General features: G+C 70.0%; 19 protein-coding genes, 2 pseudogenes and 1 riboswitch. Of the genes and pseudogenes, 10 read left to right on the top strand and 11 right to left on the bottom strand.

Annotated elements, in window-relative coordinates:
* Positions 1–10: 10 nt before the first annotated feature.
* Positions 11–142: a hypothetical protein gene (locus OHT74_RS12180; protein ID WP_328620247.1), complete on the bottom strand. Its 132-nt coding sequence runs from the start codon at positions 140–142 to the stop codon at positions 11–13.
* Between the two features lie 55 nt (positions 143–197).
* Positions 198–329 (bottom strand): annotated as a pseudogene (locus OHT74_RS42130) (hypothetical protein); the annotation flags it as partial.
* 223 nt (positions 330–552) lie between these two features.
* Between OHT74_RS42130 and OHT74_RS12175 the strand changes: the two are divergent.
* Positions 553–765, top strand: coding sequence for an EF-hand domain-containing protein (locus tag OHT74_RS12175; RefSeq protein WP_053784759.1), 213 nt, complete (start codon positions 553–555; stop codon positions 763–765).
* 75 nt (positions 766–840) lie between these two features.
* On the opposite strand, the gene OHT74_RS12170 is transcribed toward OHT74_RS12175, so the two are convergent.
* Positions 841–1,401 carry a PadR family transcriptional regulator gene (locus tag OHT74_RS12170; RefSeq protein WP_266997144.1) on the bottom strand — a complete coding sequence of 187 codons (561 nt, stop codon included), beginning with the start codon at positions 1,399–1,401 and terminating at the stop codon, positions 841–843.
* A 393-nt stretch (positions 1,402–1,794) separates the two neighbouring features.
* Positions 1,795–1,938 (bottom strand): annotated as a pseudogene (locus OHT74_RS12165) (ABC transporter ATP-binding protein); the annotation flags it as partial.
* Positions 1,939–2,077: 139 nt separating this feature from the next.
* On the opposite strand from OHT74_RS12165, the gene OHT74_RS12160 reads away from it, so the two are divergent.
* A complete protein-coding gene (locus OHT74_RS12160; RefSeq protein WP_266663525.1) occupies positions 2,078–2,791 on the top strand; it encodes a flavodoxin family protein in 714 nt (237 codons plus the stop codon).
* A 10-nt stretch (positions 2,792–2,801) separates the two neighbouring features.
* Here OHT74_RS12160 and OHT74_RS12155 read toward each other — a convergent pair whose 3' ends face one another.
* The 7 genes from OHT74_RS12155 to gcvT form a co-directional block, all read right to left on the bottom strand.
* Positions 2,802–3,302 carry an AMIN-like domain-containing (lipo)protein gene (locus OHT74_RS12155; protein ID WP_328620246.1) on the bottom strand — a complete coding sequence of 167 codons (501 nt, stop codon included), beginning with the start codon at positions 3,300–3,302 and terminating at the stop codon, positions 2,802–2,804.
* Between the two features lie 115 nt (positions 3,303–3,417).
* The gene (locus tag OHT74_RS12150) at positions 3,418–3,834 is read right to left on the bottom strand and encodes an SsgA family sporulation/cell division regulator (protein WP_266663521.1); all 417 of its coding nucleotides are present in this window, start codon (positions 3,832–3,834) and stop codon (positions 3,418–3,420) included.
* 182 nt (positions 3,835–4,016) lie between these two features.
* A complete protein-coding gene (locus OHT74_RS12145; protein ID WP_328620245.1) occupies positions 4,017–4,322 on the bottom strand; it encodes a hypothetical protein in 306 nt (101 codons plus the stop codon).
* A gap of 257 nt (positions 4,323–4,579) precedes the next feature.
* Entirely contained in the window at positions 4,580–5,962 is a 1,383-nt protein-coding gene (locus OHT74_RS12140; protein WP_328620244.1) for an L-serine ammonia-lyase, read from the bottom strand.
* 218 nt (positions 5,963–6,180) lie between these two features.
* Positions 6,181–7,437 carry a serine hydroxymethyltransferase gene (gene glyA / locus OHT74_RS12135; RefSeq protein ID WP_266663515.1) on the bottom strand — a complete coding sequence of 419 codons (1,257 nt, stop codon included), beginning with the start codon at positions 7,435–7,437 and terminating at the stop codon, positions 6,181–6,183.
* Positions 7,438–7,452: 15 nt separating this feature from the next.
* The gene (gene gcvH, locus OHT74_RS12130; protein ID WP_266663513.1) at positions 7,453–7,833 is read right to left on the bottom strand and encodes a glycine cleavage system protein GcvH; all 381 of its coding nucleotides are present in this window, start codon (positions 7,831–7,833) and stop codon (positions 7,453–7,455) included.
* Between the two features lie 113 nt (positions 7,834–7,946).
* Positions 7,947–9,062, bottom strand: a complete 1,116-nt coding sequence (gcvT, locus tag OHT74_RS12125) for a glycine cleavage system aminomethyltransferase GcvT (protein ID WP_266663511.1) — start codon at positions 9,060–9,062, stop codon at positions 7,947–7,949.
* 184 nt (positions 9,063–9,246) lie between these two features.
* Positions 9,247–9,350: riboswitch (glycine riboswitch) on the bottom strand.
* A gap of 194 nt (positions 9,351–9,544) precedes the next feature.
* Here gcvT and OHT74_RS12120 point away from each other — a divergent pair.
* The 8 genes from OHT74_RS12120 (at position 9,545) to OHT74_RS12085 (ending at position 18,525) form a co-directional block, all read left to right on the top strand.
* On the top strand, positions 9,545–10,216 hold the full coding sequence (locus OHT74_RS12120; protein WP_328623304.1) for an AAA family ATPase: 672 nt from the start codon (positions 9,545–9,547) through the stop codon (positions 10,214–10,216).
* Between the two features lie 122 nt (positions 10,217–10,338).
* Positions 10,339–11,073, top strand: coding sequence for an enhanced serine sensitivity protein SseB (locus OHT74_RS12115; protein ID WP_266663509.1), 735 nt, complete (start codon positions 10,339–10,341; stop codon positions 11,071–11,073).
* A 61-nt stretch (positions 11,074–11,134) separates the two neighbouring features.
* A complete protein-coding gene (locus tag OHT74_RS12110) occupies positions 11,135–11,875 on the top strand; it encodes an enhanced serine sensitivity protein SseB C-terminal domain-containing protein (RefSeq protein ID WP_266663507.1) in 741 nt (246 codons plus the stop codon).
* Between the two features lie 512 nt (positions 11,876–12,387).
* Positions 12,388–13,380 carry an ABC transporter permease gene (locus tag OHT74_RS12105; protein WP_266663506.1) on the top strand — a complete coding sequence of 331 codons (993 nt, stop codon included), beginning with the start codon at positions 12,388–12,390 and terminating at the stop codon, positions 13,378–13,380.
* A gap of 41 nt (positions 13,381–13,421) precedes the next feature.
* Complete coding sequence (locus OHT74_RS12100; RefSeq protein WP_266663504.1) at positions 13,422–15,185, top strand: ABC transporter substrate-binding protein; 1,764 nt, start codon at positions 13,422–13,424, stop codon at positions 15,183–15,185.
* A gap of 141 nt (positions 15,186–15,326) precedes the next feature.
* Positions 15,327–16,328 (top strand): ABC transporter permease, encoded by a 1,002-nt coding sequence (locus OHT74_RS12095; RefSeq protein ID WP_266663503.1) that lies wholly within the window; start codon positions 15,327–15,329, stop codon positions 16,326–16,328.
* A 113-nt stretch (positions 16,329–16,441) separates the two neighbouring features.
* Positions 16,442–17,443, top strand: a complete 1,002-nt coding sequence (locus OHT74_RS12090; RefSeq protein ID WP_266672670.1) for an ABC transporter ATP-binding protein — start codon at positions 16,442–16,444, stop codon at positions 17,441–17,443.
* 5 nt (positions 17,444–17,448) lie between these two features.
* Positions 17,449–18,525 carry an ABC transporter ATP-binding protein gene (locus OHT74_RS12085; protein WP_266672668.1) on the top strand — a complete coding sequence of 359 codons (1,077 nt, stop codon included), beginning with the start codon at positions 17,449–17,451 and terminating at the stop codon, positions 18,523–18,525.
* Positions 18,526–18,667 lie beyond the last annotated feature (142 nt).

Raw genomic sequence — 18,667 nt, 5'->3', positions numbered from 1 at the left:
CCCCGTACCCTCACCAGGCGACGGGAAGCCACCGGTGAGGGTGCGGGGCCTGCGCGGCCTCGGGCCGTACGACGGCGTACGCCTGGTAGCGGGTCGCTCGCAGGCCACCGCCGCGGGCGAAGAGGACATCCGTGAGCGGCATCCAACTTGGAGCCGACAAAATGCAAGGCCATCTCTTCGCAGCCCTTGCGGAATTCTTCGTCGGTCTCCATGAAATGCCGGACGCGGCGGTGCAGGAGTTGATAGACGGGGTTCGACTGGAACTCGGAAAGTGCTCTCACGCGGATTTCTGTAATAGTTGTTTCCGGGGCTGACTCCGATGAGCGCATGGTCGCCGTCTTCCCAGACGTGGCGGCAATTCCGGTACGTTATGCCGCGGCCCCGGAACGTGACAAGCCCGGGTCGGATTTCTTGGCTGGAATTTTCGGTTCCACATCGCGGAGGGGTAATTGAATTCATAGCTGCCGCCCGAACGGGACCCGCGGGAGGGGGCGGTGCCCGGCTGCCGCTACCCTTGGCCGGTCAACAAGCACCTAGAAGGGGTGGATCCCAGTGGCTGACATCGAGAGCGCGCGGGCGACGTTCGGCAAGTTCGACGCGGACGGTGACGGCTTCGTCACGGCCGACGAGTACAGCGCGGCCATGAAGGCGATGGGCGACGCGTACGTGACCGGCGCCGTCGCGGACGCCGTGGTCGCGGCCAAGGACAGCAACGGCGACGGCCTGCTGAGCTTCGACGAGTTCTGGGCCTCCCTGAACAAGTAAGCCCTGCACAGCCCCCGCCCTGCCCTTCTGCCGGGCGGGCGGGGGCATTGCGCTGCCCCGGCGCGTCTCCCGGGGTCAGGAGACGGCTCCGCCGGGCGGCGGCGTCATGTCCTCGACCTCGCCCAGGGCCTCCTCCAGCCAGCGCAGCCAGAACGTCTCCAGGCCGATGCCGCCGTGCAGCACCAGCCGGCGCAGCCGGTCCTCGTCGGAGTCCCGCTCCGGCGGGAAGTCCTTCTCCTCGATCGCCTCGTAGACGGCCAGCTGCCGCCGGTGCAGATCGAGATGGCGCCGCAGCTCCCCGGCCAGCCCGTGCGGGCCCACCACGGCGGCCGCGCGGATCCGCAGCAGCAGCGGATCCCGGATGGCCTTCGGGTCCTGGCTCTCGCCGACCCACCGCGCGAGCTCCGCGCTCCCGCCGGCCAGCACCTCGTACTGCTTCTTCTGCCCCCGTACGGGCACCTCGCTCGGCAGCGCCCGGATCAGCCCGGCCTCCTCCAGCCGGCCGAGCTCGCGGTAGATCTGCTGGTGCGTCGCGGACCAGAAGTACCCGATCGACCTGTCGAACCGCCGGGTCAGCTCCAGCCCCGACGAGGGCTTCTCCAGCAGGGCGGTCAGGATGGCGTGCGGCAGCGACATGCGGCCATCCTAGGGATGCGGGAGGTCGAGGACCGCGACCCCGTTCCCGACGGCGACCGCGAGACGACTCCCGTCGGGGTGCAGGGCCGTGACCGGCGAGGGGATGTGCTCCACACCGAAGGCCCGTCCCGGTGCGGCACCGACACCTCGGGCCACGCGGCCGGTGGGGGAGTGGGCGGCGCGGTCGAAGCGGTACGCGGTGTTCCAGGTGCCGGCCAGCTCCTTGCCGTCGGCCGTCCAGCGGCGGAACCCGCCTGCGGCGTCCACCAGTTCGTCGCCGTCCCACCGCAAGGACCTGGGGTCGATCGTCGCCTCGAATATCCGCATGGCCACGAACCCTGGGCCCAAGTGGCCAGGGCCTCCGGGGATTCGGGGCCCGGGGTGTGCGGGGGGAGCCACCGCGCCCGCGATCGCCGCGCGCTTGCGCTGCCCGTACGAGAGCAGGTGCGTCGGGCGGTCCCGCAGCGCCGTGACGTCCAGCGCGGCGAGTGCGGACTCCGCCCGGGACCGGACCTCGTCCACCGTCAGCCCTGGGTTTCCCCTACACCAAGGCCCTCCGGCCCTGGTCGGACTGACGGACCGGCACCCACCCGGCCGAAGGGGCGTGGCCCGAGCAGGCGCCCCGAACGGCTGCGGCCCGGTGGCGGCGGCGCCCGCAGGCCCCCAGGCTGGCGGTGTGGCCGCCGACTACGACTACTCCGACCTGACCGCCGTCTACGTCAACTGCACCCTCAAGCGCTCGCCCGAGACCAGCAACACCGAGGGCCTGATCGCCAAGAGCCGCGCCGTCATGGAGGCGGCCGGCGCCCGAACCTCGCTGATCCGCGCCGTCGACCACGACATCGCCACCGGTGTCTGGCCCGACATGACCGAGCACGGCTGGGAAACCGACCAGTGGCCCGTCCTGTACAGCCAGATCATGGACGCCGACATCCTCGTGCTGTGCGGCCCGATCTGGCTCGGCGACAACAGCTCCGTCATGAAGCAGGTCATCGAGCGGCTCTACGCCTGCTCCTCGATCCTGAACGCGCAGGGCCAGTACGCCTATTACGGGCGCGTCGGCGGCGCGCTCGTCACCGGCAACGAGGACGGCGTGAAGCACTGCGCCATGAACATCCTCTACAGCCTCCAGCACCTCGGCTACGCCGTCCCGCCGCAGGCCGACGCGGGCTGGATCGGCGAGGCCGGGCCCGGGCCCTCGTACCTCGACCCCGGCTCGGGCGGCCCCGAGAACGACTTCACCAACCGGAACACGACCTTCATGTCGTGGAACCTCATGCACCTGGCCGCCCTGCTGAAGCGCTCGGGCGGGATCCCGGCGCACGGGAACCAGCGCTCGGAGTGGGACGCCGGCTGCCGCTTCGACTTCCCGAACCCCGAGCACCGGTAGTCCCTCACCTTCACCGGCACACGTTGCGGTGCGCGACGTCCAGCACGAACCGCTCGGGCCCGTGCAGCTTGAAGGAGGTGAACGAGGGCTTGCTGTGGAAGGCGGCGCCGAAGGTGACGTACCCCTCGAAGTCGCCCGTCATGGCAAGGCCCTTGAGCTGGGGCAGGTAGATCTTGACGAGCTTCGGCCCGCGGTACGTGCTGTCGCCCGTGCGGTTGTGCGCGGCGGCGGGATGCAGGCTGATCTGCAGGAAGTGCTTCCCGGCCAGCGGGACGGGCTTGCCGGATCCGTCCTGGACCAGCCTCGGCACCCGGGTGACGGTGACCCCGGGGACGTGTCCCCGCAGGTCGATGACGATGCGGTCGTACGTGCAGTGCCCGCCCCAGCGGGCATTGACGACGAGCGGCGTGGGCCGGACGACGGCCGAGGCCGGCGCGGCGAGGGTGATCCCGGCGGTGAGCAGCGCACCTGTGGCAAGGGCCACGAGCTGCCGGCGGCGGAGGTGGTTCATGACGTCCCCCTGATTCTTCGGAGGCGGGGACCGGTGTCACTGCTGAGGACACTCCCGGCAGGCTCATGGTTGCACCCAAACCACCCGAAACAAAAAGAAACGGAACAAATGCTCCCTACCGGGGCAGGAGGGTGCTCAGCTCGGCGTCGAGGTCGTAGTGCCGCTGCTCCTCGCCGCGCGGCACCAGCCCGACCAGCCGCCGGCACAGCGCGCGCACGTCCTTCGCCCGGGCGGACACCACGCAGCTCCGCTCGCCGTTGGTGAAGGCGAGGAACACCCGTGGTTCCCTGCCCTGCCACCGCGGCCACACCTGCACGTCCCCCTCGCCCGTCGCGCAGGTCTCCCCGTCGAGCAGCAGGTCCCGGGAGAACACCCAGCGCGCCACGTGCATCCCGGCGCCCCGGAAGTCGAGGGCCAGCTCGTAGGGCCGGTCGCAGCGGTACGTGAAGGCCCCGAGCAGCGGCAGGGGCGCGGGCGAGACCTCCAGCCGGAGCGGGAGGACGTGGTGCTCGATACCGTCCGTGCCGTCCATGCGCTCCACCTCTCTGCCGGCTCACGGGGGGAATCCGCCCACTCGGGCAAGCTAACCCACCTCCCGGCCGCCCCCGTGGGGCCGAAGGTCCCGAGCCGGAGGGCCGCTGGACCCGTCCTGTCACAGGAACGCGGAGAGGCCCGCCCTCCGGGGGAAGGGCGGGCCGCTGCGTCACCCGTCCGTTACGGGACGGGGTTGAGGACGAACGAGTCGTTGGACTGCCCGATGGCGGTGAAGCCGGCGCCGTTGGCCTGGGCGCCGTTGCTCTGGTTGGACCCCCCGGAGCCGGTGGCGACCTGCTGGGTGGTGGAGGCGTTGCCGAGGTTGCTGCCGGCGACCCCGCTCCCGATGATCTCGGCGACGGCGGCGTCGGACGAGACGCCCGCACCGGCCCCGTTGTCGGCCTGGGCGACGCCGGCGAAGAGCGCGACGGCGAAGGGGAGCGAGACGACGGCGGAGATCACGCGGATGCTGCGGTTGCTTGCCATGATGAAGTCCTCCAGTACACAAAAAGGCTGCGGTCCAAGGCGGTTGGCCGACCGCCGGGGGTGTGGCCGCGACGTCACGTGATCACCATGGCGCACGTGATCATCGAGAAACCAGCCCGCAGTCGAGGGTTCGCCCTCACGCGTGATCAACTCCCCGCAAACCTCAAATCACCTGCGAATTCCGCCTGTTGTGGCGGGCAACGCGGAGGGGCCCGACGCGTTCTGCGCCGGGCCCCTCACTCGTCATGCGTGCCGGATCAGCACTCGATGACGTTGACCGCCAGGCCGCCGCGGGCGGTTTCCTTGTACTTGACCTTCATGTCGGCGCCCGTCTCCTTCATGGTCTTGATGACCTTGTCGAGGGAGACCTTGTGGGTGCCGTCGCCGCGCATCGCCATCTTGGCCGCCGTGACCGCCTTGACCGCCGCCATGCCGTTGCGCTCGATGCACGGGATCTGGACGAGGCCGCCGACCGGGTCGCAGGTCAGGCCCAGGTTGTGCTCCATGCCGATCTCGGCCGCGTTCTCGACCTGCTCCGGGGTGCAGCCCAGGACCTCGGCGAGGGCGCCGGCCGCCATCGAGCAGGCCGAGCCGACCTCGCCCTGGCAGCCGACCTCGGCGCCGGAGATCGAGGCGTTCTCCTTGAAGAGCAGGCCTATCGCACCGGCCGCGAGCAGGAAGCGGACCACGCCCTCCTCGTCGGCGCCGGGCACGAAGTTCATGTAGTAGTGCAGGACCGCCGGGATGATGCCCGCGGCGCCGTTCGTCGGAGCGGTGACCACCCGGCCGCCCGCGGCGTTCTCCTCGTTCACGGCCATGGCGTAGAGGGTGATCCACTCCATCGACAGCGCCAGCGGGTCGCCCTCGGAGCGGAGCTTGCGGGCGGTGTTCGCCGCCCGGCGGCGGACCTTCAGGCCGCCCGGCAGGATGCCCTCGCGCGACATGCCGCGCGAGACACACGCCTGCATGACGCGCCAGATCTCGAGCAGGCCCTCGCGGATCTCCTCCTCCGTGCGCCAGGCCTTTTCGTTCTCCAGCATCATCGCGGAGATCGACAGGCCGCTCTCCCGGGCCATGCGCAGCATCTCGTCGCCGCTGCGGAAGGGGTACTTCAGCACGGTGTCGTCGAGCTTGATCCGGTCCTCGCCGACCGCGTCCTCGTCCACCACGAAGCCGCCGCCGACCGAGTAGTACGTCTTCTCCAGCAGCGGCGCGCCCGAGGCGTCGTACGCGAAGAGCGTCATGCCGTTCGCGTGGTACGGCAGGGACCGGCGGCGGTGCAGGATCAGCTGGCTCGGCTCGTCGAAGGCGATCTCGTGCGCGCTCCCGATCTCGGTGCCGAGCAGGCGCAGGCGGCCGCTCCGGCGGATGCGCTCCACCTCGTCGTCGGCCGTCTCCACGTTCACCGAGCGGGGGGAGTGGCCCTCCAGGCCCAGCAGCACCGCCTTGGGCGTGCCGTGGCCGTGGCCGGTCGCGCCGAGGGAGCCGTACAGCTCGGCCCGGACCGATGCGGTCTGGGCGAGCACGCCGTCCTTCTTCAGCCGGGTCACGAACATGCGGGCGGCCCGCATCGGACCGACCGTGTGGGAGGAGGAGGGGCCGATGCCGATGGAGAAGAGATCGAAGACGGAGATGGCCACGGTGGCGGACTCCCTTGTCTGCTCGTGGGTGGAGGGGCAGGCGGGGTGGATCGTACGAGGGGGGATTGTTCGGATTTTGTCCGACAGTCGAGCTTAACGTGGCGAGGTGAACGTTTCGTCTGCCCGAGATGGTGGCCGGACGGCGCTCGGGTATGGCTCGTGTCACACAGGAAGGGCCCGGCCCTGTGTGACACAAGGCCGGGCCCCCAAGCCGATGCCTAGAGCGTCGGGTACAGCGGGAACTTCGCCGCGAGCGCGGATACGCGCGCCTTGAGGGCCTCGCTGTCGTAGGCCGGCTTCAGCGCCTGCGCGATGATCTCGGCGACCTCGGTGAAGGCCTCGGCGTCGAAGCCGCGGGTGGCGAGGGCCGGCGTACCGATCCGCAGACCCGAGGTGACCATCGGGGGCCGCGGGTCGTTCGGGATGGCGTTGCGGTTGACCGTGATGCCGACCTCGTGGAGGCGGTCCTCGGCCTGCTGCCCGTCCAGCTCGGAGTTGCGCAGGTCGACCAGGACCAGGTGCACGTCGGTGCCGCCGGTGAGGACGTCCACGCCCACGGCCTTGACGTCGTCCTGGACCAGGCGGGCGGCGAGGATCTTCGCGCCCTCCAGGGTGCGCTCCTGGCGCTCCTTGAACTCGGGCGAGGCCGCGACCAGGAAGGAGACGGCCTTGGCAGCGATCACGTGCTCCAGCGGGCCGCCCTGCTGACCCGGGAAGACCGCGGAGTTGATCTTCTTGGCCAGCTCCTGCGTCGACAGGATGACCCCGCCGCGCGGACCGCCGAGGGTCTTGTGCGTGGTGGTGGTGACGACGTGGGCGTGCGGCACCGGGTTCGGGTGCAGGCCCGCGGCGACCAAACCGGCGAAGTGCGCCATGTCGACCATCAGGTACGCGCCGACCTCGTCCGCGATGCGGCGGAAGGCGGCGAAGTCCAGCTGGCGCGGGTAGGCGGACCAGCCGGCGACGATCAGCTGCGGCTTGGACTCCTTGGCGAGGCGCTCGACCTCGGCCATGTCGACCTCGCCGGTCTCGTCGACGTGGTACGGGACCACGTTGTAGAGCTTGCCGGAGAAGTTGATCTTCATGCCGTGGGTCAGGTGACCGCCGTGGGCCAGGTTCAGGCCCATGATCGTGTCGCCCGGCTTCAGCAGCGCGAACATCGCGGCGGCGTTCGCCTGCGCACCCGAGTGCGGCTGGACGTTCGCGTGCTCGGCGCCGAAGAGCGCCTTGATGCGGTCGATCGCGATCTGCTCGACCACGTCGACGTGCTCGCAGCCGCCGTAGTAACGACGGCCGGGGTAGCCCTCGGCGTACTTGTTGGTCAGGACCGAGCCCTGGGCCTCCATGACGGCGACCGGAGCGAAGTTCTCCGACGCGATCATTTCCAGGGTGGACTGCTGGCGTGCGAGCTCGGCGTCGACGGCGGCGGCGACGTCCGGGTCGAGCTCGTGGAGAGGGGTGTTCAGAACAGACATCAGGATCCCCTGTGGTCAGTTACCGGCGGTGAGCTTGGCGTACTCGTCGGCGGAGAGCAGGTCGGCCGGCTCCTCCGCGATGCGCACCTTGAACAGCCAGCCGCCCTCGAACGGGGCGGTGTTCACGAGCGCCGGGTCGTCCACGACGTCCTGGTTGGACTCGACGACCTCACCGGTGACGGGGGAGTACAGGTCGCTGACCGACTTGGTCGACTCCAGCTCGCCGCAGGTCTCGCCCGCGGTCACCGTGTCGCCGACCTCGGGGAGCTGGGCGTAGACGACGTCACCGAGCGCGTTGGCCGCGAACTCCGTGATGCCGACCGTCGCGACGCCGTCCTCGGCGGTCGACAGCCACTCGTGCTCCTTGCTGTAACGCAGCTGCTGGGGGTTGCTCATGACCTGATTCTCCTGGATGCGGGGGAGTGGATACGAACAGTGGTCTTGCGTACTGAGACGGCCGGCACGGCGCCCGTACGGCGTCGGTAGGGAGCCGGTACGGGGTACGGGTGTTACTTCTGCCGCTTGTAGAACGGCAGGGCCACGACCTCGTACGGCTCATGCGTACCGCGAATGTCCACGCCGACGCCGGAGGTGCCGGGCGCGGCGTGCGCCGCGTCCACGTACGCCATCGCGATCGGCTTGCCCAGCGTCGGGGACGGGGCACCCGAGGTGACCTCGCCGATGACCTGCCCGTCGGCCACGACGGGGAAGCCGGCGCGCGGGACGCGGCGGCCCTCGGCGATCAGGCCGACCAGCTTGCGCGGCGGGTTCGAGGCGGCGCGCTCGGCGGCGGCCTCCAGGGCGGCGCGGCCCACGAACTCGCCCTCCTTCTCGAACTTCACGACCCGGCCCAGCCCCGCGTCGAACGGGGTGAGGGAGGTGGTCAGCTCGTGCCCGTACAGCGGCATGCCCGCCTCCAGGCGCAGGGTGTCGCGGCAGGACAGGCCCGCCGGGACCAGGCCGACGCCCTCGCCGGCCTTGGTCAGCGCCTGCCACAGCTCGACGGCGTGCTCGGGGGCGACGAACAGCTCGAAGCCGTCCTCGCCCGTGTAGCCCGTACGCGCGATCAGCGCGGGCACGCCCGCGACGGTGCCCGGCAGGCCGGCGTAGTACTTCAGGCCGTCCAGGTCGGCGTCCGTGAGGGAGGCGAGGATGCCGGGGGACTCCGGGCCCTGCACGGCGATCAGTGCGTACGCGTCGCGGTCGTCGCGGACCACGGTGTCGAAGCCGGCGGCGCGCTCGGTCAGGGCGTCCAGGACGACCTGGGCGTTGGAGGCGTTCGCGACGACCATGTACTCGGTCTCGCCCAGGCGGTAGACGATCAGGTCGTCGACGATCCCGCCGTCCTCCCGGCAGATGTGCGTGTAGCGGGCGCGGCCGACGCCGACGGTAGAGATGTTGCCGACCAGCGCGTAGTCCAGGGCCTTGACGGCCTCCGGGCCGGTCAGCGTGATCTCGCCCATGTGGGACAGGTCGAAGAGACCGGCCTTGGTGCGGACGGCGTTGTGCTCGTCGCGCTCACTGGCGTACCGCAGGGGCATGTCCCAGCCCGCGAAATCGGTCATGGTCGCACCGAGCGATCGGTGCAGCGCATCGAGGGCGGTCAGGCGGGGGGCAGTGCTCATGGGTGTGGCTCCCGGGTCCCAGGGCATGACATGACGAGGACGATCCTCCCCATCTGTCATCGGAACCTGAGAGGTTCGCCGAGAGTTCCCGGTCGGACCCGGGGAACCTCGACTTGCACCTTGGGTGGAGCGCACGCGGATGCCGTCGTGAGGGACGGCGGCGCGGCTCGCTTTTCAGATCTGCCTCATCCACGCGGTACGGGGCCTGAGAGATTCAAGGGAGGAACTTGCTCCTTCGGCGCCCGGGCACGGCCTCACGGCCTGCCGGGACTCTCCCGCGCGGATTCAAGCGGCCGGTATGCAGTTGGTCCAGATGGCGCACATCATTGCATGCCGTCCGGGTGATCGGGCGGTCGGGCCCGAAAGAACGTACGGACCGGTGAGACGGCCGGGAAGCGCAGGCCGGAACCGGGCGCAGCCGGATTACCGTCTCTTTACACTCAGTGGGCATGAGGGGCCCTGCGGCCCGATGGGGGAAGGCGATCACTGTGCGGAGATTCGGAGTGCTGGCGGCGACCGGGACGGGAGCCGTGGACGGAGTGCCGGCGGCGCGGCGGGCGCGCTCCATCGGCGGTCCCGTGCGCGACCTGCGCGGCCGGGGGCCGCACGGACCGCAGTGGCTCGGCTTCGCCGAAGGGGACATCGTCGTGGTGTCCGGCCTGCCGGGCGGCGGCAAGAGCACGCTGATCAAGCGGGCCGCGCAGGACGGCGGCATCGACTCCCAGGACGTGCGCGAGCGCTGGGAGCGGCGGATGCCGCGGGCGCTGCCGTACGCGGTGTACCGGCCGCTGGTCCGCTGCGCGCACTACTGGGGGCTGTGGCGGACGCTGCGTTCCGGGGCCTCGGCGGTGGTCCACGACTGCGGGACGCAGAGCTGGGTGCGCAGCCTGCTGGCCACGGCCGCGCGGCGGCGGGGCCGGGGGCTGCACCTGCTGCTGCTGGACACCACCCCCGAGGAGGCCCTGTCCGGGCAGGCGGCGCGGGGGCGCGGGGTGTCGGCGTACGCCTTCGCCCGTCATCGCGGCGCGGTGGCCCGCCTGCTGCGCGAAGCGGAATCGGGCCGCCTCCCCGCGGGCTGCACGTCGGCGGTCCTCCTGGACCGCGGCGCGGCCGCCTGCGTGACCCGCATAGCGTTCCGGCAGGACCCTTCCTAGCTCCGCCGGCGTTCGAGGCGCCGGGGTCCGGGGTCCGGGGGCGGAGCCCGCGGCAGCGAGGTCGGCCCGAGCCGTTAACCTCGGGCCGACAGCGTGGGGCGGAAAACACAGCGGAGGCGTACATGCAGGGCGGCGGCTGGCCGGACAACGAGCTGGAGCAGGTGCTCGGGGCGGCGCTCGGGCAGGCGGACGCCGGGGCCCGGATCGTCGAGGTGCTCGGCCGGAGCCGGCTCTGGGTGCCCCTGCCCGGCGGTGGCGGCCCGGACGGGGCCGGCCTCATGCTGCCCACCATGGAGATCGACGGGGCGGCGTACGTCCCCGTCTACAGCTCCGAGGCCCAGTTCCGCGCCTGCGCCGGCCCCGCCATGGACTTCGCCGTCGCCCCTGCCGTCGAGTTCGCCCGCGGCCTGCCCCCGCAGCTCGGCATCGCCGTCAACCCGGAGGGCGCCGTCGGCGTCCCGCTGCCCCCGCCCGCCGTCGCGGAGCTCTGCCGCATCGGCCGGACCCCGCTCGACGGCCCCGCCACCGGTGGCCGCGTCCGGCTCTACGAGCCCGACTGGCAGGAAGACCCGGTGGACTTCCTGACCGCCGCCGCCGAGGAGTTCCGCGCCACCGGCGTGGTCGCCGCCGCCCACCGCTGTCTCGCCAGCGTCGAGGGCGGGGCCCCGGAGCTCTACATCGGTGTCCGGCTGCTGGGATGGGAGCCCGGCATGCGGAATGCCCCGATGGACGCCCTCGGCCGGGCCCTGACCCGGGTACCGCCGCGCTGGCCCGTGCAGTTGATCCTCTTGGACTCCGTGCAGGACCCGGTGGTCGACTTCATGGTTACGCGCGTACGCCCCTTCTACCTCCCGTAGGGCCGCTTAAGCTGGGTGCGGATACGGGTGGGACGACGGGCAGACGAAGAAGGAGTACCGGGTGAGTGCGTCAGGCACGGCCGCGGCCGGGCAGCTCGAGCACATGATGCGCCAGGTGACTCCCGGGCGCTACGAGAGCTATGAGTCGCTTCTGCACGCCCTCGCCGAGGGCCGCCTGTGGATGCTGCTCTGGCAGGGCCAGCCGGGCTCCCCGGACGCCCAGTACGGCGGCATGGAGGTCGAGGGCCTCGGGTACGCGCCGTGCGTGACCTCCCCCCAGGAGCTGGCCGCCAGCGGCTGGAACCGGGGCTACGAGGTGGTCACCGGCCGGGACATCGCCCGCGCCCTCTACCCGGACCGCTGGGGCCTGTGGCTCAACCCGCACGCCCAGGGCGGCGGCCTCGGCATCCCCTGGGCCGACCTGCGCCGGATCGCCACCGGTCTCGACCGGATGCCGGCCGGCCCGCTGCGGCTGTCCGAGCCTGCCCTGGAGCTCCCGCAGTTCTACGGGCTGCTGACCCAGCACGCGCACCGCACCCCCGCCGTCCGCTCGCTGCGCCGCGCCTGGGTGCAGCCTTCGCTGGGCTCGCCGTACCTCGCGGTCGGGCTCGACCTGTACGACGCCTCCGCGCCCGCGCTGGAATCCGTACGGGAGATGATGCGCCAGTCGGTCGGCGCGGTCCCCGAGGGCGTGCCGGTGTGCACGGTGGCGCTCGCGGACGAGCACGACCCCGTCGCGATGTGGCTGCGCGCCCAGAGCCGCCCCTTCTACGACCGCGAGGGCCAGGCCCCCGCGTACTGACCCCGGAAGCACCGACCTCGTCCGGGTCTGCCCGGCCTCTGAGACAGCCGTATCGAACCGACCGAAGGCCGCAGGGAACCACCGTTCCCTGCGGCCTTCGGCTTGTCCGGATTTCAGCCGTGTTGTGGGGCCAAAAGGCATGGTCCTACCGCGAGTTGGGCGCCATGTCCGATTGCGTACCGAACGGACGGTCTTGATCCGCTCAGGTGAGAGCGAAGTCCGGATAACGGGAACTCGACCCTCACATCACGGTTGCGCATCCATTCATCTGCGGGTCTGGCGGCTGCTCGCAGCGCCGATGAAGACTCCCCACCCAAGAGCCGGTCAGTCCTGCGAAGTCAGGTTCGGCATATGCATTTCGCTTGTGGCTCTGTCCCGCACTTCCCGCAGTTCTTGCACCTCAGCACGCGTCCTGCGTGTCACCACGCACTCCGAGCGCCACTCCGCACCAACGCCGCCACAGCGGCGGGCATGGGCCGGCAACCCGTCGGCCGAGAGGGGTCCCCACCACGATGACGGCACCACTGCATGACACGAGCGCGGAAACACCCGCAACCGTGTCCGTAGCCGACGTCCCTGCCAAGGCCATCGAAGGCCGCTCGCCCGGCCGCATCGCCTGGATGCGGCTCAAGCGCGACAAGGTCGCGCTGACCGGCGGCGTGGTCGTGATCCTCCTGATCCTGGTGGCGGTCTTCGCACCGCAGATCGTGAGCCTGCTGGGCCACCCGCCCAACGAGTTCCACGAGGACCTGATCGACCCGGACCTGGGCACACCGCTCGGCTCCTTCGGCGGGATGAGCTCCGACTTCCTGCTGGGCGTCGAACCCACCAACGGCCGGGACGTGTTCAGCCGGATCGTCTACGGCGCCCGCATCTCCCTGATCGTCGCCTTCCTGTCAGCCTTCGTGTCGGTCACGATAGGCAGCCTGCTCGGTGCGCTCGCCGGGTTCCTCGGCGGCTGGGTCGACGGCCTCATCAGCCGCCTGATGGACCTGCTGCTGGCCTTCCCGCAGCTGCTGTTCACCATCGCCCTGGTCTCCGTCGTCCCCAACTCCCTCTGGGGATTCGAGGGTTCCGGCGTCCGGATGGGCGTACTGATCGTCGTCATCGGCTTCTTCGGCTGGCCGTACATCGGCCGTATCGTCCGGGGCCAGACGATCTCCCTGCGGGAGCGCGAGTACGTCGAGGCCGCGCGCAGCCTCGGCGCGGGCCGCGGCTACATCCTGATCAAGGAGCTGCTGCCCAACCTGGTCGCGCCGATCCTCGTCTACTCGACGCTGCTCATCCCGACCAACATCCTGACGGAGGCGGCCCTCAGCTTCCTCGGTGCCGGCGTCAAGCCGCCCACCGCGTCCTGGGGAAAGATGCTCTCCGACGCCATCCCCATCTACCAGGACGACCCCGCGTACATGGTCGTCCCGGGTATCACGATCTTCATCACCGTCCTGGCGTTCAACCTCTTCGGGGACGGGCTGCGTGACGCACTCGACCCCAAGGGCAGCTGAACCGCTTCATCGATTCACCCACCTATGGAGGTTGGACCAACGTGATCCGCAGAAAGCAGGCATTCGCGATCACCGCCGTGATCGCCGCCCTGTCCCTGACCGCCGCGTGCGGTGGCAGCGACGGCAAGAAGTCCGAGGGCAAGGGTGGCGGTGGCGCCGCGTTCAACGCTGCCACCACCGCCATGGTGAACCCCTCGGACGCCAAGGGCGGTGAGCTCAAGCTCTGGTCGCCGCAGGACGTCGACTACCTCGACCCGGCGCGTGCCTACTACGGCTTCGTGTGGGACATCCAGCGCCTCTACGTGCGCCAGCTGCTCGCGTACGACAGCAAGCCGGGCAAGGACGGCAGCAAGCTCGTCCCGGACCTCGCCGAGGGCCTGCCGGTCCTGAGCAACGAGGGCAAGACGTACACCCTCAAGATCAAGGACGGCGTGAAGTTCGAGGACGGTACGCCGATCACCTCGAAGGACTTCAAGTACGGCATCGAGCGCGTCTTCGCGCAGGACGTGCTGTCCGGCGGTCCCACGTACCTGATCGACATCCTCGACCAGGGTCAGAAGTACCCCGGCCCCTACAAGGACACCGACCCCAACAAGATGGGTCTGAAGTCCGTCGAGACGCCGGACGACAAGACGATCGTCTTCAACCTGGCGAGCGCCAACTCCGACTTCAGCTACCTGCTGGCCATGCCGTCCTCCTCGCCGGTTCCGGCGGCCAAGGACACGGGCGCCACGTACACCAACAAGCCGGTCTCCACCGGCCCGTACAAGGTCGAGAGCTTCACCGCGAGCAAGGGCGCGACCTTCGTCCGCAACGAGAACTGGGACCCGAAGACCGATACGATCCGCAAGGGTCTGCCGGACAAGGTCTCGTTCACGGTGACCACCAACCCGGACGACATGGACGCGCGTCTGCTGTCGGGCGACATCGACCTCGCCATCGACGGCACGGGCATGCAGCAGGCCGGCAAGAACAAGGTCCTCAAGGACGAGAACCTGAAGAAGAACGCGGACAACCCGTTCACGGGCTACATCCGCTACTTCGCCTTCCCGACCACGGTCGCGCCGTTCGACAACGTCGAGTGCCGCAAGGCCGTCATCTACGCGGCCGACCCGAAGTCCCTGCAGACCGCCCGCGGCGGCCCGACCAGCGGTGACCTCGGCGCGAACATGCTGCCGCCCGGCATCCCCGGTGCCGACAAGAGCTACGACCCGTGGAACCTGACCAAGGGCGAGCCGCAGGAGGCCAAGGCCAAGGAGGCCCTCAAGGCCTGTGGCAAGCCGGACGGGTTCGAGACCACCATCGCGGTGCGCAACAACCGCGCCCCCGAGGTGAAGACCGCCGAGTCGCTGCAGGCGTCGCTCGCCAAGGTCGGCATCAAGGTCACCATCGACCAGTACGACGGCAAGCTCTCCTCCTCCGTGATCGGTTCGCCCGAGAACGTGAAGAAGAAGAACTACGGCATCATCGTGATGGGCTGGGGCGCCGACTACAACTCCGGCTCGGGCTTCCTGCAGCCGCTCGTCGACGGATCGTTCATCCAGCCCAACGGCAACAACAACTTCACGATGATCAACGACCCGGAGATCAACCAGCTGTTCAAGACGGCCGCGGCCGCCGCGACTCCGGAAGCTGCTGCTCCGTTCTACACGGACATCAACAAGAAGATCATGGAGAAGGCTCTCTACCTCCCGATCAACTTCGACAAGGCCTTCGTCTACCACAACCCGCGTCTGACGAACGTCTACTTCAACGACTCCATGGGCAAGATCGACCTGGCCACGGTCGGCATCGCCGCCAAGTAGCCGAGTGGTCGAGTCGTCACGTAACAACAGGCAAGTGCCTTCACCGCACATGCGCTAGTCCGAAGGGCAGGTGAAGGCCGCAGGCGGCGGCTGCCGTCCCCAAAAGGGACGGCAGCCGCCCGCCCCGGGCGGCCGACTGCAGTGCTCGTCTACCTCATACGGCGAATGTTCAACGTCGTCGCCACGCTGCTGGTGGTCTCCGTGGTCACCTTCGGCATCTTCTTCGCGGTCCCCAAGATCACAGGCAGCGATCCGGCCCTGATGTACGCCGGACGCGAGACCAACGAGACCGCCCTGGCGGGCATCCGCGTGAAGATGGGCTTCGACAAGCCCATCTCCGAGCAGTACCTGACCTTCGTCAAGGGCATCTTCGCCGGCCGTGACTACGACGGCGGCACGGATGTCACCCACTGCGCCGCCCCCTGCTTCGGCTACTCCTTCAAGACCGAGGCACCCGTCTGGGAGACCATGGTCGACCGCATGCCGGTCACCCTCTCGCTCGCCCTCGGCGCAGCGGTCATCTGGGTGATCGCCGGTGTGGCGACCGGTGTCATCTCGGCGCTCAAACGCCGGACGGCCATCGACCGCACCGTGATGGTCGGCGCCCTCGCCGGCGTCTCCCTGCCGATCTTCTTCACCGGCATGGTGGCCCCCGCGATCTTCGTCTACAGCCTCGGCTGGCTGGACGTGTCCAACTACAAACCGTTCACCGAGGATCCGGTGGCCTGGCTCAACTCCCTGATCCTGCCCTGGATCACCCTGGCCTTCCTCTTCGCCGCCACCTACGCCCGCATCACCCGCGCCACGATGCTCGAGGTCCTCGGCGAGGACTACATCCGCACCGCCCGCGCCAAGGGGCTCAAGGAGGGCGTGGTCATCCGCAAGCACGCCCTGCGCTCCACGCTCACCCCGATCGTCACGATGTTCGGCCTGGACCTCGGCGGACTCCTCGGCGGCGCGGTGCTCACCGAGACGACCTTCAACTTCCAGGGTCTGGGGACGGCGGCCGTGGCCGCCATCGGCCAGGGCGACCTGCCCGTGATCATGGGCGTCACCCTGCTCGCCGCGCTCTTCGTGGTGATGGCCAACCTGATCGTGGACCTGCTGTACGCCGTCATCGACCCGCGCGTGAGGCTGACGTGACCGAGAACCCCACCACCGCCTCCGGCGAGAGCACCTCCGGCGGGCCCGCGTTCGTCCCCGAGCAGGCCGGCCCGCCGAAGGACGCCGCGTTCCTCTCCGTACGCGACCTCAAAGTGCACTTCCCGACCGACGACGGCCTGGTCAAGTCCGTCGACGGGCTCTCCTTCGACCTCGAGCGCGGCAAGACGCTCGGCATCGTCGGCGAGTCCGGCTCCGGCAAGTCGGTGACCTCGCTGGCCATCATGGGCCTGCACCGCACCGGCAACGCCCGCAGCCGCCCGGACATCTCGGGCCAGGTCGTGCTCGACGGCGAGGACCTCGTACGCGCCGACGCGGACCACGTGCGCAAGCTGCGCGGCCGCAAGATGGCGATGGTCTTCCAGGACCCGCTGTCCGCGATGCACCCGTACTACTCGGTCGGCAAGCAGATCATCGAGGCGTACCGGACCCACCAGAACGTCGACAAGAAGACCGCCCGCACCCGTGCGGTCGAGATGCTCGACCGGGTCGGCATCCCCGAGCCCCACCGGCGCGTGGACGCGTACCCGCACGAGTTCTCCGGCGGTATGCGCCAGCGCGCGATGATCGCGATGGCGCTCGTCAACAACCCCGAACTGCTCATCGCGGACGAGCCGACCACCGCCCTCGACGTCACCGTCCAGGCGCAGATCCTCGACCTGATCCGCGACCTGCAGAAGGAGTTCGGCTCCGCGGTCATCATGATCACGCACGACCTCGGCGTGGTCGCCGAGATGGCCGACGAGATCCTCGTGATGTACGGCGGCCGGTGCGTCGAGCGCGGCACCGCCGAGAAGGTCTTCTACGAACCCCGCCACCCCTACACCTGGGGCCTGCTCGGCTCCATGCCGCGCATCGACCGCGAGCAGACCGAGCGCCTGATCCCGGTCAAGGGCTCGCCGCCCAGCCTGATCAACATCCCGAGCGGCTGCGCCTTCAACCCGCGCTGCCCGTACGCCGACATCCCCAAGGGCGGCATCACCCGCACCCAGCGGCCCGAGCTCACCGAGGACGACAGCCGGCACTGGTCCGCCTGCCACATGTCGCAGGAGGAGCGGACCCGGATCTGGACCGAAGAGATTGCGCCGAAGCTGTGACCGACATGAAGAAGGACTCCGCGGCTGCGGCCGAGGAGCAGCCGCTGCTGAAGGTGACCGGCCTGGTCAAGCACTTCCCCATCAACAAGGGGCTGCTGCGCCGGCAGGTCGGGGCCGTCAAGGCCGTGGACGGCATCGACTTCGACGTCCGGCGCGGTGAGACGCTCGGCGTCGTCGGCGAGTCCGGCTGCGGCAAGTCGACGATGGGCCGCCTGATCACGCGCCTGCTGGAGCCCACGGGCGGCACGGTCGAGTTCCAGGGGCGCGACATCACGCACCTCGGGGTCTCCGGAATGCGTCCGCTGCGCCGCGACGTGCAGATGATCTTCCAGGACCCGTACGGCTCGCTGAACCCGCGGCACACGGTCGGCACGATCGTCAGCGCCCCGTTCAAGCTGCAGGGCGTGCAGCCGGAGGGCGGCCTGAAGGCGGAGGTGCAGCGACTGCTGTCCCTGGTGGGCCTCAACCCGGAGCACTACAACCGCTACCCGCACGAGTTCTCGGGCGGCCAGCGCCAGCGCATCGGCATCGCCCGCGCGCTGGCCCTGAAGCCGAAGCTGGTCGTCGCCGACGAGCCGGTCTCGGCGCTGGACGTGTCGATCCAGGCCCAGGTGGTCAACCTGCTGGACGACCTCCAGGAGGAGCTCGGCCTCACGTACGTGATCATCGCGCACGACCTGTCGGTCATCCGGCACGTGTCGGACCGCATCGCGGTGATGTACCTCGGCAAGATCGTGGAGCTGACCGACCGCAAGTCGCTGTACGAGAACCCGATGCACCCGTACACCAAGGCGCTGCTGTCGGCCGTGCCGGTGCCGGACCCGCGCCGGCGCGGCGCGAAGAGCGGGCGCATCCTGCTCAAGGGCGACGTGCCCTCGCCGATCTCGCCCCCTACCGGCTGCCGCTTCCACACGCGGTGCTGGAAGGCCACGCAGATCTGCACGACGCAGGAACCGCCGATGCTGGCCCTGGCCACGGGCCACCAGGTGGCCTGCCACCACCCGGAGAACGCCGCCGACCAGGCTCCGGGCGACCCGGCCCTGCCGGGCGCGGCGGAGGCGGTGGTGACGGTCTCGGAGTAACCGGGCCCACTTCGTCCGGTGTCCCGGTCTCCGCGTAGCGGTCGGAGCCCGGGACACCGGCTTGTCCGCGCCCGGCCGAGGGGCTCCCGGCCGGTTGGCCGGCCTCCGGCCGGGGTGGCGGGCCCGGCCCGTCGAACAGACG

This window comes from Streptomyces sp. NBC_00354, assembly GCF_036106915.1.
Classification (GTDB): Bacteria; Actinomycetota; Actinomycetes; order Streptomycetales; family Streptomycetaceae; genus Streptomyces.
The sequence above is the reverse complement of the archived record's forward strand: the minus strand, read 5'-3'. Positions and strand labels throughout refer to the sequence as shown.

What these genes read in the sequence shown, in the direction of transcription:
- OHT74_RS12180 (WP_328620247.1), bottom strand. Translation starts at nt 142, where the DNA reads ATGCCGCTCACGGATGTCCTCTTCGCCCGCGGCGGTGGCCTGCGAGCG.
- OHT74_RS12170 (WP_266997144.1), bottom strand. Translation starts at nt 1,401, where the DNA reads ATGTCGCTGCCGCACGCCATCCTGACCGCCCTGCTGGAGAAGCCCTCG.
- OHT74_RS12155 (WP_328620246.1), bottom strand. Translation starts at nt 3,302, where the DNA reads ATGAACCACCTCCGCCGCCGGCAGCTCGTGGCCCTTGCCACAGGTGCG.
- OHT74_RS12150 (WP_266663521.1), bottom strand. Translation starts at nt 3,834, where the DNA reads ATGGACGGCACGGACGGTATCGAGCACCACGTCCTCCCGCTCCGGCTG.
- OHT74_RS12145 (WP_328620245.1), bottom strand. Translation starts at nt 4,322, where the DNA reads ATGGCAAGCAACCGCAGCATCCGCGTGATCTCCGCCGTCGTCTCGCTC.
- glyA (WP_266663515.1), bottom strand. Translation starts at nt 7,437, where the DNA reads ATGTCTGTTCTGAACACCCCTCTCCACGAGCTCGACCCGGACGTCGCC.
- gcvH (WP_266663513.1), bottom strand. Translation starts at nt 7,833, where the DNA reads ATGAGCAACCCCCAGCAGCTGCGTTACAGCAAGGAGCACGAGTGGCTG.
- gcvT (WP_266663511.1), bottom strand. Translation starts at nt 9,062, where the DNA reads ATGAGCACTGCCCCCCGCCTGACCGCCCTCGATGCGCTGCACCGATCG.
- OHT74_RS12115 (WP_266663509.1), top strand. Translation starts at nt 10,339, where the DNA reads ATGCAGGGCGGCGGCTGGCCGGACAACGAGCTGGAGCAGGTGCTCGGG.
- OHT74_RS12105 (WP_266663506.1), top strand. Translation starts at nt 12,388, where the DNA reads ATGACGGCACCACTGCATGACACGAGCGCGGAAACACCCGCAACCGTG.
- OHT74_RS12085 (WP_266672668.1), top strand. Translation starts at nt 17,449, where the DNA reads ATGAAGAAGGACTCCGCGGCTGCGGCCGAGGAGCAGCCGCTGCTGAAG.